Origin of the sequence: Paenibacillus harenae DSM 16969 (genome assembly GCF_000422465.1) — a bacterium.
Taxonomy (GTDB): Bacteria; Bacillota; Bacilli; order Paenibacillales; family Paenibacillaceae; genus Pristimantibacillus; species Pristimantibacillus harenae.
In genome coordinates, this window is the sequence record NZ_AULV01000013.1 from 48,273 (window position 1) to 63,420 (window position 15,148).

Here is a 15,148-nt window from a genome sequence, read left to right on the forward strand (position 1 = left end):
CAGCGTAAGGTTCATACATCCTTAGAATTTGAAAAGAGCCTTTCCCCCATAAGGAGAAAAGGCTCCTGTTGTAATTGGTTATAAGTGCTAGCCCTGCTCTATCAATCCGTACTTGCCGTCGCTGCGTTTATATACAACGTTGACCTCTTTATTGTCGACATTCGCGAATACGAAGAAGCTGTGCCCCACCATATTCATCTGCAAAATCGCTTCTTCCACATCCATTGGCTTCAAGTCAAAACGTTTGGTTCTGACCAGCTCCAGTTCGTCTTCTTCTTCCAGAATGCTTACCGCCGAGCCTTCCTCCCTGAACAGGGAGCGCACGCCATTGCCTTGACGGAACTTGCGGTTTACTTTTGTCTTATGCTTACGTATTTGTCTTTCCAGTTTGTCTGTAACCAGATCAATCGAAGCATACATATCCTCGCTTTTCTCCTCCGCTCTAAGCATGACGCCAGGAAGCGGAATGGTTACTTCAACCGTATGTTTGCCTTTGGTAACCGTTAGCGTTACATTAATGTCGGAGGCGATTGGTTCTTCGAAATATTTATCCAACCGGCTGAGTTTCTTTTCGACGTAGTCTCTCAAAGCATCTGTTACTTGAAAGCGTTGACCTCGAATGTTGTAGTTCATGTGTAACTCCTCCTTTACATGAGCTTATTATATCATATGTAGGCAGTCAGCACAAAATAGTTTTTAGTTTATTGTGAATTTTCAGATAATTATTAGAAGCTTTTGTGACAGCTGCATAATCTCATGGAATTGGGCAGGATGTCAGCTAAACTCACATCGGAATTAACAGAAAAAAGCTCCGGTTGCCCGGAGCTTGCGATGTCCTTGTCCATTAATCCCTATAGGGGGGCTGGATCAGCCGATAATTACAGTTTTACAACGTTTGCAGCTTGTGGGCCACGAGCGCCTTCAACGATATCGAATTCAACCGATTGGCCTTCTTCGAGCGTCTTGAAACCTTCGGTTTGGATTGCGGAGAAATGAACAAATACGTCGCCGCCTTGCTCAGTCTCGATAAATCCATAACCTTTCTCTGCGTTAAACCATTTAACTTTACCTTGCATGTGCAAACATTCCCTTCATCTTCAAATGCTGTGGCAATACATCGTATAACCCACAATTTGACTATAACATCGACTTCGCGGAATTGTCAAACAATTTGTTGGAAGCGGATACATTGCGATTAACTTTTCAATAATATGATCATTAACGCTAATGAATTTAAGCCTGTTTGCTCTACGTTTTCGACCAATGTTTGAAGAAAACCCCCGAAATGCTCGCTGTTTCTGGAGAAGGATTGTATAAAGCTTACGGCTTTCTCTGGAGTAAGATCGCCCTCTTCGCTGACAAGACCAATTCCAATAAGCTGAAATTTTATTAGCGACAAAATCGAAACCATTTGTATGTATTGTTGGAGAATCCCTTTTCTTTTTTCGAAAAGAAAAAGTCTTTCAAAAACATAATTGACGCAGTAGTTTTCCAATATATACTCATGTTTAACCATAAAGGGATCATAGATTTTATTCAAACCTTTAATATATTGATCCAAAACTATTCCGGCGTCGCCGCTTTCGAGCATCAATCCTTTTGATGTTTTTCCAACAAACTCAGCATAACGTTTATTTCCTCCCCCCATTTTTGCACGAGTTTGCATCATTTCGAGAAGAAGCTTTACGGATACATGAGGCGCTATTTTCACGTTGCTTAGAAAGGAATCGATCATTCTATTATCAAGCTGATGCTTAAATTGGGAAAGCAGCGCCGGAATTTTAACATATTCCTTTGCCGAATGAATGCTATCCAGCTTTTCGCAAAACATGCCTAATAGAATGACGCGTTCATTAAAACGATAGGCTCTGTTTTGCAACAGTGAAATTACGAATATGCGTAAATCCCAGAAGTAAGCCTGTAAACTCCCTTTTCCGCTTCCAATTGTATTGATTCTGTTGTTGTACATGGAATAGTGATCTTGCTGCTCGACGACATCAAACTCCATTGGACGTTCATTTAATAATGCAAGCCTTGCCGTTTCCGGGCAAGAGAGTTTGCTGCCCATTTCGATAACCCCATCGACCAAATTATTGGTGCGAGGATAAACCGCACATGTATAACAAAGCGCTTTTTCACCTAATTTGGTTTGAATCCCGCATAGCTTTTCTTCCGATAAAAAAGAACAAAATCCTTGATCGTCCAATTTCATTACCGCATACTTTTGCTCAGTAGCGTCTTTCTTTACTCGTTTCACATTCGTTTTAATTTTCTCGGTAAGCTCAGGTTCCTTCACTTTCTGATATTTTTCATATGTAGGCTTATCAATATATATATTCCAGCTCGAGCAACAAGTATCCTCACATGCGCTGCCAGTACAAGTAAATTGTTTCATGTATTGCGGCAACATATGCTTCACGACTTTATCCATTCCGGTGTCTCCTTTTTTTCAGCCTTGCTCTAATTATCGGATTAAACCTTCATTTCTGTTAATAAAAAATCCGGAGACGTCATGTCTCCGGATTTTTCAGCTAGTTGACCGTAAAAGTTACCGCATTGCTTACTTGGCCGTCGGCGTTTACGACCGTCACATCTTGCACGCCAGAACCAACTGGCACGGTCACTTTAATGCGTGTTGCACTCAAGTAAACCTTAGTTGCCAATGTCGACCCTACATATACTTTAGAAGCGCTCGTAAAGTTCGTTCCTGTAATGTAAAAAATCGAGCCGGCGCTTCCGCTATTTACGTTTAAGCTTGTAATCGTTGGCGCAGGAGCAAGAGGGCCGTTATCGTAAGTTAACACTGTTGATGCCGATTGGCCATTCGCTAACGTAACCATCAATGGCACAACGCCTGTTGTTGGACTTGCCGGGATTGTCACTTTCAACGACGTTGGACCAATAAAGGCGAAAGTAGCATTCACGCCATTGACCGTCACCTTTGCCGAAGCTTCAAAGTTAGTTCCATACACATAGACAATGTCTCCGCCCGCTTTATTCGCATGATCCACTGAAAGCCCTGTGATAGTAGGCTGTACTGCCGTATACTCATAAGCGCTAATAAGCGATGCCGTCGCACCATCTTTAGTCGTTACAGTGACATCAACAAAGCCTGTGGTTGAAGAAGCAGGAGCAACTGCTTTCAAACGGGTATCGCTCAAAAAGGTAGCATTCACTTGTGCTGTTCCAAATGTAACGACAGCACCGCTGTTGAAGTTTGTTCCGTCGATATAGATCGTGGTTCCGCCAGTTGTAGGACCTGTGTTAGGAGAAATACCTGTTATGGTGATTGGCAAAACAACTGGATTTGTGTATTCGTATGCTTGTGCCGCAACCGCTTCCTGCTCTACATTCGTAACTTTAACATCTACAAAGCCTGCAGCGTCGCCTGCTGGAACAATAACTTTAAGGCGTGTATTACTCAAGTAAGTGGAAGAAGCTTCTTTACCTCCAATAAATACTTTTGTCGTTTTACTTATGAAATTAGTGCCGTTAACATAAATGCTTTCACCGCCATTGACCAAGCCTTGATTTGGCGATACGGACGTAATGGTCGGCACTGGATGTTGAATAGCCGTGTATGTGAATGCGGCCGGCAAAGTGAGAATATTGCCGTTTCCGTCATTCAGTATAACATCTACAACCCCCGGAATATCAGCAGCAGGAATTGTTACTTTTAAGCGGGTATCCGATAAAAATGTTGTTGTCGCTGCCTTGTTTCCGATGGAAGCTTTCATCGCATTCGTTAAGTATTTGCCTTCTATATAAGCAGCTATTCCGCCCGCTACCGTATCTGTTGCAGGCGAGATCGAATTAATCACTGGGTCAGTCTTTGGAGGCTCATTATAACGGAATGCGTCAGAAATCGTCACGCTTGTGCCGTCTGGATTCGTAATTGAAATTGGCACCAGTCCCGGCGTTAATGCCATTGGCGAAGTAACTTTCAAATAAGTTGCGGAAGCGTTAATAACTATCGTTGCCGGAATTTCGCCAAATTTCACCGACAAGCCCTTCATAAAGTAATTGCCGTTAAATATTACGGTCGTTCCTCCCTCTAACGGGCCATTATCAGGAGTAATCGCCGTTACAATCGGATCGGCTTTATATTGGTAAGTTCCAGTAGCTTTTTGTTTATCCGGATTTGTAACCGTTACATTAACCGTACCTTGAACGGATGCAGGAGCAGTAACCGTAATTTGCGTCGGGCTTACGACTGTAACATTAGTGGCAGTAGCAGCTCCTAAAACGACTGTTGCCCCTGGCACAAAATACTCGCCATTAATGGTTACTGTTTCACCGCCGTTAGGATGCCCGGAAGGTTCAACAATCGATGTAATGATTGGTGCCGGAAGCTTTACGGTAACATTTGCGCTAGGAACAGCCTTCGTACGCTGCGCGCCTGCATAGTCTTTATAATTAATGACCGAATCGGCAGTTGAAACGGCGAAAGTACCTGTTTTCGTTTTATCGACTGGACGAATTTTATAAGTAAAGTTCAACTCGCTGTTTTTCAGCTCTTTGAAGGACCAAGTTAATTCGTTACCGTTAATAGTCGGCTTAGGAATGTTTGCATCAGCCGAACCATGAACTAGCTCGAAATTTGGATCAATTACATCCTTTACTACGACATCGTATGCGCTAGCTTGTCCAATCTCTTGAACGATTGCCGCATAAATCTCACTCAGTCCGGTAGAGCCCAGAACAAAATGATGGTGAGCCGCAGTTGTAGCCATATCCTTCAAAAGCTTATTAGGACCGCTCGTATCCGGATTATCGTTTGGATTCAGCAAGGCAATCGTATAAAATACAATGCCTGCTTCTTTCGCTTCTAACGCTTTTTGTATCGCATATTCATAGGCCGTCCCTTTCGGTTCCGTTGCATCGCCATCTGTCAGGATGACTATAACCGGCTGTGCCTCTGGACGATGATCCGCAAGCATCCCCGTTGCTACGCTAATTCCATCGCCTGTCGCTGTACCGCCGTTCGATTGAATACCGGAAATATAATTTTTTACAGCTGTTTTATCTGTGGATAGCGGGTATGATCCAATCATGCCTGTAGAAGAGAAATCGACGATGCCGACCCGATGCTTCGTCAAGTCCATCAAGTCAATAAAGCCTTTTGCCGCTTCCTTGGCATTAGTCATTTTATCTTCGCCTTGGTTTGGCTGATAGGTAGGTGCCATACTACCCGATTTATCAATAATTAGAATAACATCGTTAGGAACAATTACGTTAACTGGAGGTGTACCTTTAATCGTTAGATTAACCTGGCTTTCCTCTAATACCGTGATCGAGGCGGGATTTACCGTTTTTGTAATGTTTACGTAGTCGACTGTCGCAGCGCTAGCAACTGGTGCAAGCAAGCCGCATAAAACAAGTACAACCGACATCATTATGCTTATCATCTTCTGTCTCTTTTTCATCAAAATCCCTCCCAAAATATTAGTTGACAAAGAAAAACAATAGCTCCACTGTATATGGATGCTATTGTCGAATAACCAAACATTTGGGCATCCTGGCGATCTTGCGCATTCATACGAAAGACCCATGGCTTTGCGTCACTATATCACTATAGTTTTGCCAAATATTCAGTTTTCTTTGATTCTAAATTACTATTATTATACAATAGATTTATGATTTCATCAATTACAATAGTTAAATATTCCTCATTTTGATTTGCTGTCAATAAAATAGCCGTTAATTTGTGTCGCTTCCTGTAAATAGGCGTTTCTAGTAATTTTGCCATTCGCGATTAGCGATAATTCACGATTGGCTTGTTCACTCAAATGGCGGAAAACTTCAAGCAATTGTTTCTCTAGTCCCAAACATTCTGCTAAAATAGATTTCTCGGCGTCCGTATACGTTCTGCGCTCACTGATCAGGCCTTCATCCACTCGCTCGCGCAGTTCCGATTGTTCGACCTGAAGAAGAAGAAGCAAATTGAAATTCGCCTCTTCCTCTAAGTCTAATTGCAGCAATTCGGTCGATATATCTTTCATCCTGCTAAGCAACGATTCCACTGCAGCCTCACTCATGTGTTCGAAGCCACCTTATCCTGTTTAGCCAGCTTTAACGCTTCTGCCCATGTGTCTCTAAGCTCTGTTATTAAATTCAAGCTTTCATTTGCTGCCGCTTTATCCTTCTTGGCATTCGCTTCAAACAGTTTGGATTGAATATAATCGTAGAGACTAACCAAATTACGAGAGATCTCATAATTCATATCTAACGTCGCTTGCAGCTCATCCACTATGTTTTGCGCCTTAATAAAATTCATATGCTTGCTGTTCATATCTTTTTGCTCGATTGCGGCTATGCCTAGTTTAATGAAGCGAATAGCACCGTTATACAACAATAATGTAAGTTCTCCTGGAGAGGATGTCTGAACCTTAGTGTTTTGGTATTGATTCTGCGCGTGAAGCAATCCTCTTCACCTCTTCTCGTCGATGATAGCACCTACAGTTAGTTCTTTCAGCTTCTCAACCAGCTCGATGAACTTCTCGGAAGGCAGTTCATGAACCACCTCATGCGTTTCTTTATTGAGAACTTGAACGATCACCGCACCTGTTCCTTCATGAATTTTATAATTAAATTCATGAATGGTTACTTGAACCGCTTTATTGGCCTTATCAATCGAGCTAAGCAACGCTTGCTCGCTGACAGATAAAATCGCGGATTTGCTTTTCACTTTTAGTTCCTGATACTCGCCGACAACCTTTATGGGAATACGCGACGACTTTTCATACGTGCTCGCTTTTGAGGTTGTATTTATTTCCATTTTCAATCCCGCCTCCGGTCCGATTCGTATCATTATCCGAATTGACTCTGGAGCCAGCTCATCTGTGCATTCCCGTTTGCAATTGCTTTCTCCATCGTACTAAACATCAAATAGTATTTATCTTCTTTCTTATTAATTTTAGCATTTAAAATATTGATTTTTTTCTCGATATCCGCTTCAATTTTACCTAGTGCAGTTGAAACGTTATTGTAGACCGAACCTGCTGAGCCCGCTTTAGACGAAATTTTTGCTATCGTATTCGTCGTTTCTGTGAACATCTTCTGAGCGACGCCGCCAAATAGTTCGATTACTGCTTTCGGATCCGCTTCAATAGCAGCCTTCAGCTTTTCAGAATTCACATATAGTTTCCCTGCAGTAGATGGGTTACTTCGATCGTAGATACCTGTAGTTATGCCAACGTCCGCCAACGAATCCGGTTTCGCGGGATCCGTGATGCTTTCTACATCCGAAGTTGCTATGCTTCTAAAATTTGAATAGGCATCGGTCAATATTTGATCGCTCCCAAGCAACCCCTGTTTCGCTTTCTGCTCCCAATTTTTGATGTCATCTTCGCTCATCGCTTTTTTCTCTTCACTTGTCAGAGGCTGATAAGCCCTTTCGGCTTTCTCGCTGAGCTTACCCTTTATCGTAATGCTGGAGTCATTATAAGATTTCACAAAATCAGAAATCTTATTGTAGATCGCATCCTTGTCGGCTTGCGAATATACCTTCGTACCTGTTGCGTCTATCGTGCCAGATGGCCAGTTGTAGGAATATTGCAATTGCTGCGCCGTATCACGCAAAGGATATATGCTGGTATTAATGGCTCGATAGGCATCCTGCAGCCATTCATTCTTAACTTTCTTGGCGTTCAACTTGTTTAAAGGCACCCGATCCACTTCGAGCATCTTATTAACCATGCTTTCAATGTCCATACCAGAGCTTAGACCTGTCATGCGCATTACCATAACATTCAACTCCAATCTTAATTTTTCCCTTATTATGTTTATCGAACAAATCTTCGATATTATTTATAGTGAATTATCGAACAATCGATTAAAATTATAAATAATAAATGATTAACAACCTTTTATGAAGCGAGGAACCCTTTATGACCACCTTATCGCTAGCTATGATCGTTAAAAACGAAGGAAAAGTAATTGAGCGCTGTTTAAACAGCGTCAAGCATATGGTCGATGAAATGATCGTTGTTGATACGGGTTCAACCGATTCTACAAAACTTATCGCTGAGAGATTAGGCGCTAAAGTATTTGATTTTAAATGGATTGATGATTTTGCCGCAGCCAGAAATTTTTCAATCGCATGCACGACCGGCAACTGGATTCTAGTGCTTGATGCCGACGAATATTTCGAGGAGGATTACACCGTACAGCTTCGACAGTTCATTAATCAACCCCTGGACCGAATCGGTAAAGTAACGATTATCAGCAGTTATTTGGACAACGGTCAATTACGTACCGCGAAAAGCGCAGCATCCAGGCTATTTCCGCGTTCGGTATCCTATACCGGGATCATTCATGAACAGTTGGCAAGCTCATTCGAACGGACAGACACTCCGCTTATTTTTTTGCATGACGGCTACTATGAGACTGATAAATCAGAGCGTAATCTATCTCTTCTTTTGAAAGAACTGGCATCCAAACCGGAAGACTCTTATCTTTTATTCAAAATAGGAAAAGAATATCACCGAAAAAAAGATGCCGTTCAAGCAGAAGCTTTTTATACTAAGGCACTCAGCAATCTTCAAAACCATAGCACTTATTCCGAAGAACCGATCGTCGACTATCTATATTTACTTCTCGAAACGAAGCAGTTGGACAAAGCGTTGGCTGCATTGGAAGTCCACTTCGTTCGACTGCAACATGTTTCCGATTATTATTTTGTTTGCGGACTCATCTATTTAGAGCTTGCCCTTCAGCAGCCCGATGAGGCATTGCAGTTTGTGGAAATGATCGAAAATAGCTTTCAATACTGTCTTCATTTAGGACAACAATCAGCCACAGAGTATGTTATCGGTACAGCCTCATATCTAGCCGCTTACAATTTAGGATTGTTATATGAAATGTTCGGCCAAACCGAAAAGGCAACCGCCATGTATCGCCTTTCCTCCTCTTCAGGCTATGAACCGGCGCGCGATCGATTGAACTTCATATAAACAAGAAAGACCCTTCGCAATGAAGGGTCTTTCTTGTTTATAGCGATTAACGAAGCAATTGCAGTACGCCTTGTGGAGCTTGGTTCGCTTGCGCCAGCATAGCTGTCGAAGCTTGTTGCAGGATGTTGAATTTTGTGTATTTCATCATCTCAGCAGCCATGTCCGTATCACGAATACGCGATTCAGCAGCCTGCAGGTTTTCAGCGTTAACGCTAATGTTGTTGTAAACATGCTCCAATTGGTTTTGGAACGCACCCAGCGTCGAACGAGCTGTGTTTACAGTGTTGATCGATGTATCGATCTTAGCCAGTGCAGCTTGTGCATTTGCAACAGTGTCAATCGTACCAACATCAAGAGCAGAAATGTCGACTGTCGTAAGGTCAATTTCAACTTTGTCAGCCAGATTACCGCCTACTTGAATGTTCAACGGAGTAGTTACGGAGCCGTCAAGCACTTTGATTCCATTGAATTCAGTGTTAGAAGCGATGTAGCTGATTGCTTGTTCCAACGAAGTGTACTCAGATACCATTGCATTGTGGTCGTCCGTGTTGTATGTGCTGTTGGAAGCTTGCGTAGCAAGTTCTTTCATACGAGTAAGCATGTCGGACACTTCGTTCATCGCGCCCTCGGCAGCTTGTACCAACGAAACGCCGTCTTGAGCGTTGCGCATGCCTTGGTTCATCGATTTCAGTGCAGCGCGCATTTTCTCGGAAATCGAGAGACCGGCAGCGTCGTCAGCAGCACGGTTGATGCGGTAACCGGAAGAAAGCTTCTCGCTCGATTTACCTTGTTGTACGTTGTTAAACAACAGGTTGCGGTGCGAGTTCATTGCGTTAAGATTGTGGTTGATAATCATGAAATGTTCCTCCTTGAAATTATAATGTCCACTTCCATGTGGGCAGGCTGTTCGCCTTACATTATTATTATCGGAGGCATATGATCGAAAGTTTATAGACTTGAAAAAAATTATTTACTCATAGTACTTTTAGACCATTTCGCAAGTGACTCCAAATCAACATCAGCTAGTACGGATTGCTTATTTGTGCTACGCACATCATCTGTTATTTCTTTGCGAATGACACTAATCTCCCGGGGAGCGACAATGCCGATCTTCACTTGATCCCCTTCAATACTAGTAATCATTATCTCAATGTCGTTATTAATCAATATCGATTGGCCGCGCTTGCGACTTAATATCAGCATTAGCAGCCACCTTCAGTTCTAGATGAGAATAAAGGCATATTGACGGAGTAATTTACTCCGTTCAATACGACTTGCCTGCTCACTCCAGTTTTAATATTAATGACTAAAGGAGCGAGCAAATTAACCGTTGATAATTCAAAAGGCTTCTTTACCGTAACGATAGACAATACAAGTATATCGTCTGCTTGTGCTATGCCCAGTTCTCCGATCATTTGATCGTTCAATTGAAATTCGTATTCAGGATAGGCGTCAAAAGGTGAGATTACAACAAACCTTATTTCCGATTCTTCAACGCTTTGGACATGAGCGAAGACACTGCCCGCCTCTATTTCTTCCGCTTTAAAATAACTAAATTGTTCGAAACCGTAAATACTGCCGCCAAAATCAAGTTTTACATTTTGAAGCAACGGATGCATGGCAATCCTCCTTATATAAAAGCTAATGCTATAGCTTATGCTATAGCATTAGTTTATTTATACCAATCATAGGTTGTAACATCAATAGAGATCGAATTTTTCTGCCTTAAATAAATGTCCAGCTTTCCCCTTACAACCTGAATCTCCGGTTTGATAGGGGTATACTCAATTTCTACGGGCGACGGAGTAATGGCTGTATCCACACCGCCGGCCGAATAAGAAATATGAACATTATCATAATCAGGCGTTCCTGGTATATAGTTTACCGGACTCTGGTCAAATACCTTACTCCTGGCAATGTCTGCGAACGCGTTTCGTTTATTCGTGATATCGGCCATCTGATGGCCCTCCTGAACTCTTTGGGCAAGATGCTGCAGAAAAACCGATTTCATTTGGCTGTAAAGCTGTTTGTTCCATTCCATATGCGGCCCTTTGGCAAGTGCGCTCCATGCTTGACTCGAGTCAATTTCCAGCTGTGCCGGCGTCGATGAAAAATCCATTTCAGCTTGTTGCTGTTTTATTTGCATATCTCCGCTGTAAGACTGAATCGACTGCTGCGCGGCTCTTGATTCTATTCCTATAGCCGCAAAGGTTTGCCTAATAGATAGTCTTAACTCGTTCATATTCTAATTACCTTAAATAATCGATTAAGGAAGGCTGGATAATTTTCGCACCGGTAGATAGGGAAGCCTGATAGACAGTCTGCTCTTGATTGAATTTCATAATGGTTTCGGCCATATCGGCATCTTCGGTTTCGCCTTGTAGACTATTTAAATTAAGTGTTAAATCCTGCAACCTCGCATCGATCAATTCCACCCGATTTGTACGGGCACCAATCTCCGAACGTACGTTTACGATTTGATCATAGCGTGAATTCAATTCGTTAGCCGCACTTTTCAATGCCGTTGGATTTGCTGTTGGCGTCAATGCATTATGAATATCCTTTAAAACTCTAAATAAGTTGTTCGTATCCGTTGAACTGCCGAACACTTCATCTCCGGTTATATTAATAGGTACCGTCACACCGGCAGACAACGTAATCAACGTCTTCATCGTATCCGAATCCTGAGTCTCTGCTGTTGCCTGATCATATGGTGCTTTGTCTGTCATTTGTCCATTAAAAATATATTTACCATTAATCGAATCATTGCCAATCATAACTGCCTGTTCATATAGTTGTTGAATTTCAATGCCAATAGCATCCAAGGCTGTTTGCGGATTCGTACCATTCTGAGCCTGCGTGACAAGCTCCTGAGCTCTCTGCACAATATCATTTAATTGACCGAGAACGGAATCCGTATGCTCCAGCTGTGATTTTGCCGTTGTAACGTTCTTCTCGTACTGCTCGTTCATCGCAAGCTCGCTGCGGTACCGCAAGGAATACGTAATGCCAACCGGATCATCGGACGGTTTGTTCAATTTGCGGCCCGTGGAGAGCATGTTTTGTTGATGCTCCAACCGATTTAAATTGTGGGTAACGTTACGCATGAGGTTACCATGCATCATGCCGGGTGTTACGCGAAGTGCCACTGCTCATTCCTCCTTATTTGAGAAGAGATCGATTAACGTCCTACAATACCCATGCCATTAATCACTTTATCCAACGTTTCATCGATCGAAGTCATGAATCGCGCAGCAGCGGAATACGCATGCTGGAACTTAATTAATTCCGACATTTCTTCGTCAAGCGAGACGCCCATTACCGATTGCCTGCTTGATTCAACCTGATTCACGATGTCGTACTGGTTCATATATTGACGTTCAGCCTCTTGCGCTTGGACGCCAAGCTGTCCAATGACCGATTGGTAGTATGAATCAATCGTTCCGCTGGAAATTCCGTTTCCGCTGCTTGTTGGCGTGAAAGCAAATGAATTGTTTTTCAAATCAGCCATCAGGTTCGCCAGCGTGTTATTTCCTTTTACCGTCTCATTAACTCCGTTAACGATTTCGGTCCGCATGGAGGTCGCGATCATCATCGGATCGTCCGTAATTTCTTTGCTCAAGCTGATGTTGCCTGCTGTTACCGGTACCATTACGCCATTAACCTTATAGCTTGCAGGCACAAAAACATCTCCCGCTTGCTGGGGCGGGTTCGTAAATAGATAGCCCAGCTTATGAAGTCCGTTAATCCCGTTAACGGTTACCTGCTGATCGGCTGCAAGCTTCGCTCCGTTATACATGGTTCCTGCCGGAAGAGTCACGGTTATTTGCCCGTTAACCAGCGTGTTGGCCATGGCATCAATCTGCTCTTTATAATCGGCCACATATTTATCACGGGACAGGATCATCCCGGAAAGTTCGCCGCCATTAAGTCGTCCTGCCGTAAATTGCGCTTCAATCTGGGCCGAAGTAGCGGGGATAGCATTAGGTCCGGTAACGATATTTTGCGTGCCGATGGAGATGTCATAGCCGTTCGCCGTATGCGTTACGGTCGTATTCGCAATATGCGAAAGCTGATCCACCAGATAGTCCCGCTGATCACGCAAATCGTTCGGATTGTCGCCAAGGTCCTCCAGACGTTTGATCTCATAGTTGAGATTGGCGATCGATCCCGCAATCGAATTGACTTCCGATACCTTAACTTCAATATTTGCCGTAAGGTCCTTATCCAGATCCTCCAAATGCTTGCTTGTTGTGTTGAATGCGTCGACAAGGGCCAATGCATTCTCGCGGACAATCTTACGTCCCGTAATATTCTCCGGGTCTTTACTCAAATCGGTCCATGACTTCCAAAAATTGTCCAATACGGTACGAAGGCCGGAATCCGACGGCTCATTAAAGATCGTTTCGAGCTTGCCGAGCGTTGACGATTGAATGGACCAGCCGCCGTAGGATGAGTTGGCGTTGCGGAATTGATCATCCAAGTACTGTTCCCGAATCCGGGTAATGGATGTAAACTCCACGCCGGTACCTAATTGGCCAGGCGTGTTCGACCGCATAAATCCAGGCGCTTCTATCGGACGGGATGCCACTAGATTGACCCGTTGGCGGGAATAACCCGGGGTATTCGCATTCGATATGTTATGCCCTATTGTATTAATCGTAGCCTGATTAGCGAATAGGCTCCGTTTGGCTGTTTCTATGCCGTGAAAGGTCGATCTCATCAAGCCGTGCCTCCTTAAGCCTTCGAATTATATATGCCGTTCCGATTGGAATTGCGCAATTGATTGGACGGATGCTTATATGTGTAACTCTCATCCTCTGGGGATATCAACAAATCAATCGAGAAATGAACGAAATCAAGCGATTGATTCAGTAAATCCTGGTTCAGATCGTTGAGGTTCTTCAGTTCCTTCAGCACGCTTTCAAGCCGTTCATGAACTTCTTGCAGCCGAATACGCTCCTCCGGCACGAAGACGACCCCCATCAGCTGGCGATAAGTCGTGTTGATCCGATTCTTCACGCCTTTCTCCAGCATGAGCTTCCTGCAGGCCGCAACCCGCATCATATCCATCGCCGTTATATCCTTGAGTATCTTGGATTCCAACCGCATAATGCGCATAAGGGAATCAAGGTCTTTGCTTATTATGGCTTGCTTCTTCTCCAAACCCGACTGCAGCAGGTGCTTATGCATTTCGGTTAAGCTGTCCATCGTTTCGATAACTTTGGATACCGTCATTTTCTCGCCTGCCACCTTCTATTAGTTCTAATCCTTCAAGTAGGGTAAGAGCTTCTCTGCAATCTTGCCGGCTTCAACATGATAAGTGCCGGATGTTACCGACTGCTTGAGCTGATTGATCCGTTCGTTCCGTTCGGCGCTGCCCGCTTGGCTGGTTGTCAGCATTTCTTTGGCTGCTGCCGAGATTTGCACCTCATCCTTCTTGCGCGCCTTGCTTGCTTCGCTTGAACGGGCTTCATTTTGCTTCTGGTAGGTGTTAAGCGCACCTATGCGATTCGTTTCGTTTATTTTCAATTCATTCACCTCATTCATTTGCAGGACCTAAGCGTAAACGGCTGTCAACTTCCTCCGGCGTAGACAGCTGACGTTTCGCAGAAATATAAACCTGTTATACGTATGAAACTTAGACGAGCTTATCGTTAAAAAAGCCGAATACCTTTACAAGTATTATCGGCTTCATTCAAATAAAAATTTATAGGCATGAAAATATTAGCATGATTTCATTATTTGTCCTTATATTTGTCCAGACTTTTGTATGCGCCGGCACGCGAATCAGACCCTCTAAGGTCATCCTTCCTGGCTAAGTCCTCAAGCATATGCTGCTTATCTCTCTGCAGCCGGGCGCGGCAATTGTCGCATATATGGTTTTCACGGATAAGCGATCCGCAGGATTCGCACGGGTACGATAAATTTGGAGCGTTCATCATGGAGATCCGGCCTTCGCGGATAAACTTCGTAATTTGCTTGATGGATACCCCGGTTGCGTCTGATACTTCCGTAATGATCGAACCTCTATTTTCACGTAAGTAGTCTGCGCATCGCTCGTACTCTTTATCGATTTCACGCAAGCACGACGGGCAGACGTCTCTAAAATTTTTGGCAAATAGTTTACCGCAGCGAGGACAATTATCCAGGTTCATCGCTCTGAGCCCTCCTTCTTTGTCGATCATCATCGA

General features: G+C 43.5%; 18 protein-coding genes and 1 riboswitch. Of the genes, 1 reads left to right on the top strand and 17 read right to left on the bottom strand.

Annotated elements, in window-relative coordinates; all coding sequences use genetic code 11:
* Positions 1-87 precede the first annotated feature (87 nt).
* From hpf to fliD, 8 genes are all read right to left on the bottom strand, one after another.
* Positions 88-633 (bottom strand): ribosome hibernation-promoting factor, HPF/YfiA family, encoded by a 546-nt coding sequence (gene hpf / locus H581_RS0100160; protein ID WP_028608230.1) that lies wholly within the window; start codon positions 631-633, stop codon positions 88-90.
* A gap of 245 nt (positions 634-878) precedes the next feature.
* The gene (locus H581_RS0100165; protein WP_028608231.1) at positions 879-1,076 is read right to left on the bottom strand and encodes a cold-shock protein; all 198 of its coding nucleotides are present in this window, start codon (positions 1,074-1,076) and stop codon (positions 879-881) included.
* 119 nt (positions 1,077-1,195) lie between these two features.
* Complete coding sequence (fliB, locus tag H581_RS0100170) at positions 1,196-2,431, bottom strand: flagellin lysine-N-methylase (RefSeq protein WP_028608232.1); 1,236 nt, start codon at positions 2,429-2,431, stop codon at positions 1,196-1,198.
* Positions 2,432-2,531: 100 nt separating this feature from the next.
* Positions 2,532-5,426, bottom strand: a complete 2,895-nt coding sequence (locus H581_RS0100175; protein WP_028608233.1) for an IPT/TIG domain-containing protein — start codon at positions 5,424-5,426, stop codon at positions 2,532-2,534.
* An 83-nt stretch (positions 5,427-5,509) separates the two neighbouring features.
* Positions 5,510-5,595, bottom strand: a riboswitch (cyclic di-GMP riboswitch).
* Between the two features lie 74 nt (positions 5,596-5,669).
* A complete protein-coding gene (locus tag H581_RS0100180) occupies positions 5,670-6,038 on the bottom strand; it encodes a hypothetical protein (protein ID WP_028608234.1) in 369 nt (122 codons plus the stop codon).
* Positions 6,035-6,424, bottom strand: coding sequence for a flagellar export chaperone FliS (gene fliS / locus H581_RS0100185; RefSeq protein WP_028608235.1), 390 nt, complete (start codon positions 6,422-6,424; stop codon positions 6,035-6,037). Before fliS ends, H581_RS0100180 begins: the two co-directional genes overlap by 4 nt.
* A gap of 6 nt (positions 6,425-6,430) precedes the next feature.
* Positions 6,431-6,778, bottom strand: a complete 348-nt coding sequence (locus H581_RS0100190) for a flagellar protein FlaG (protein ID WP_028608236.1) — start codon at positions 6,776-6,778, stop codon at positions 6,431-6,433.
* 32 nt (positions 6,779-6,810) lie between these two features.
* Positions 6,811-7,746 (bottom strand): flagellar filament capping protein FliD, encoded by a 936-nt coding sequence (fliD, locus tag H581_RS0100195; protein WP_028608237.1) that lies wholly within the window; start codon positions 7,744-7,746, stop codon positions 6,811-6,813.
* A gap of 143 nt (positions 7,747-7,889) precedes the next feature.
* On the opposite strand from fliD, the gene H581_RS0100200 reads away from it, so the two are divergent.
* Positions 7,890-8,954: a tetratricopeptide repeat-containing glycosyltransferase family 2 protein gene (locus H581_RS0100200; protein ID WP_028608238.1), complete on the top strand. Its 1,065-nt coding sequence runs from the start codon at positions 7,890-7,892 to the stop codon at positions 8,952-8,954.
* Positions 8,955-9,000: 46 nt separating this feature from the next.
* Here H581_RS0100200 and H581_RS0100205 read toward each other — a convergent pair whose 3' ends face one another.
* The 9 genes from H581_RS0100205 to H581_RS0100245 form a co-directional block, all read right to left on the bottom strand.
* Entirely contained in the window at positions 9,001-9,810 is an 810-nt protein-coding gene (locus H581_RS0100205; protein ID WP_028608239.1) for a flagellin N-terminal helical domain-containing protein, read from the bottom strand.
* 110 nt (positions 9,811-9,920) lie between these two features.
* Positions 9,921-10,157 (bottom strand): carbon storage regulator CsrA, encoded by a 237-nt coding sequence (gene csrA / locus H581_RS0100210; RefSeq protein WP_028608240.1) that lies wholly within the window; start codon positions 10,155-10,157, stop codon positions 9,921-9,923.
* Positions 10,157-10,573, bottom strand: coding sequence for a flagellar assembly protein FliW (gene fliW / locus H581_RS32590; protein WP_036717240.1), 417 nt, complete (start codon positions 10,571-10,573; stop codon positions 10,157-10,159). Before fliW ends, csrA begins: the two co-directional genes overlap by 1 nt.
* Before the next feature lie 53 nt (positions 10,574-10,626).
* A complete protein-coding gene (locus tag H581_RS0100220) occupies positions 10,627-11,196 on the bottom strand; it encodes a DUF6470 family protein (protein WP_156889459.1) in 570 nt (189 codons plus the stop codon).
* Between the two features lie 7 nt (positions 11,197-11,203).
* Positions 11,204-12,103, bottom strand: a complete 900-nt coding sequence (flgL, locus tag H581_RS0100225) for a flagellar hook-associated protein FlgL (RefSeq protein WP_028608242.1) — start codon at positions 12,101-12,103, stop codon at positions 11,204-11,206.
* A gap of 32 nt (positions 12,104-12,135) precedes the next feature.
* Positions 12,136-13,677, bottom strand: coding sequence for a flagellar hook-associated protein FlgK (gene flgK, locus H581_RS0100230; RefSeq protein WP_028608243.1), 1,542 nt, complete (start codon positions 13,675-13,677; stop codon positions 12,136-12,138).
* Between the two features lie 14 nt (positions 13,678-13,691).
* Positions 13,692-14,192, bottom strand: coding sequence for a flagellar protein FlgN (locus H581_RS0100235; protein WP_028608244.1), 501 nt, complete (start codon positions 14,190-14,192; stop codon positions 13,692-13,694).
* Between the two features lie 27 nt (positions 14,193-14,219).
* A complete protein-coding gene (flgM, locus tag H581_RS0100240) occupies positions 14,220-14,486 on the bottom strand; it encodes a flagellar biosynthesis anti-sigma factor FlgM (RefSeq protein WP_028608245.1) in 267 nt (88 codons plus the stop codon).
* Between the two features lie 209 nt (positions 14,487-14,695).
* Positions 14,696-15,112, bottom strand: a complete 417-nt coding sequence (locus tag H581_RS0100245) for a TIGR03826 family flagellar region protein (protein ID WP_028608246.1) — start codon at positions 15,110-15,112, stop codon at positions 14,696-14,698.
* Positions 15,113-15,148 lie beyond the last annotated feature (36 nt).

Coding starts and splice junctions, on each gene's coding strand:
- hpf (WP_028608230.1), bottom strand. CDS start 633: ATGAACTACAACATTCGAGGTCAACGCTTTCAAGTAACAGATGCTTTG.
- H581_RS0100165 (WP_028608231.1), bottom strand. CDS start 1,076: ATGCAAGGTAAAGTTAAATGGTTTAACGCAGAGAAAGGTTATGGATTT.
- fliB (WP_028608232.1), bottom strand. CDS start 2,431: ATGGATAAAGTCGTGAAGCATATGTTGCCGCAATACATGAAACAATTT.
- H581_RS0100175 (WP_028608233.1), bottom strand. CDS start 5,426: ATGAAAAAGAGACAGAAGATGATAAGCATAATGATGTCGGTTGTACTT.
- H581_RS0100180 (WP_028608234.1), bottom strand. CDS start 6,038: ATGAGTGAGGCTGCAGTGGAATCGTTGCTTAGCAGGATGAAAGATATA.
- H581_RS0100190 (WP_028608236.1), bottom strand. CDS start 6,778: ATGGAAATAAATACAACCTCAAAAGCGAGCACGTATGAAAAGTCGTCG.
- fliD (WP_028608237.1), bottom strand. CDS start 7,746: ATGGTAATGCGCATGACAGGTCTAAGCTCTGGTATGGACATTGAAAGC.
- H581_RS0100200 (WP_028608238.1), top strand. CDS start 7,890: ATGACCACCTTATCGCTAGCTATGATCGTTAAAAACGAAGGAAAAGTA.
- H581_RS0100205 (WP_028608239.1), bottom strand. CDS start 9,810: ATGATTATCAACCACAATCTTAACGCAATGAACTCGCACCGCAACCTG.
- csrA (WP_028608240.1), bottom strand. CDS start 10,157: ATGCTGATATTAAGTCGCAAGCGCGGCCAATCGATATTGATTAATAAC.
- fliW (WP_036717240.1), bottom strand. CDS start 10,573: ATGCATCCGTTGCTTCAAAATGTAAAACTTGATTTTGGCGGCAGTATT.
- H581_RS0100220 (WP_156889459.1), bottom strand. CDS start 11,196: ATGAACGAGTTAAGACTATCTATTAGGCAAACCTTTGCGGCTATAGGA.
- flgK (WP_028608243.1), bottom strand. CDS start 13,677: ATGAGATCGACCTTTCACGGCATAGAAACAGCCAAACGGAGCCTATTC.
- H581_RS0100235 (WP_028608244.1), bottom strand. CDS start 14,192: ATGACGGTATCCAAAGTTATCGAAACGATGGACAGCTTAACCGAAATG.
- H581_RS0100245 (WP_028608246.1), bottom strand. CDS start 15,112: ATGAACCTGGATAATTGTCCTCGCTGCGGTAAACTATTTGCCAAAAAT.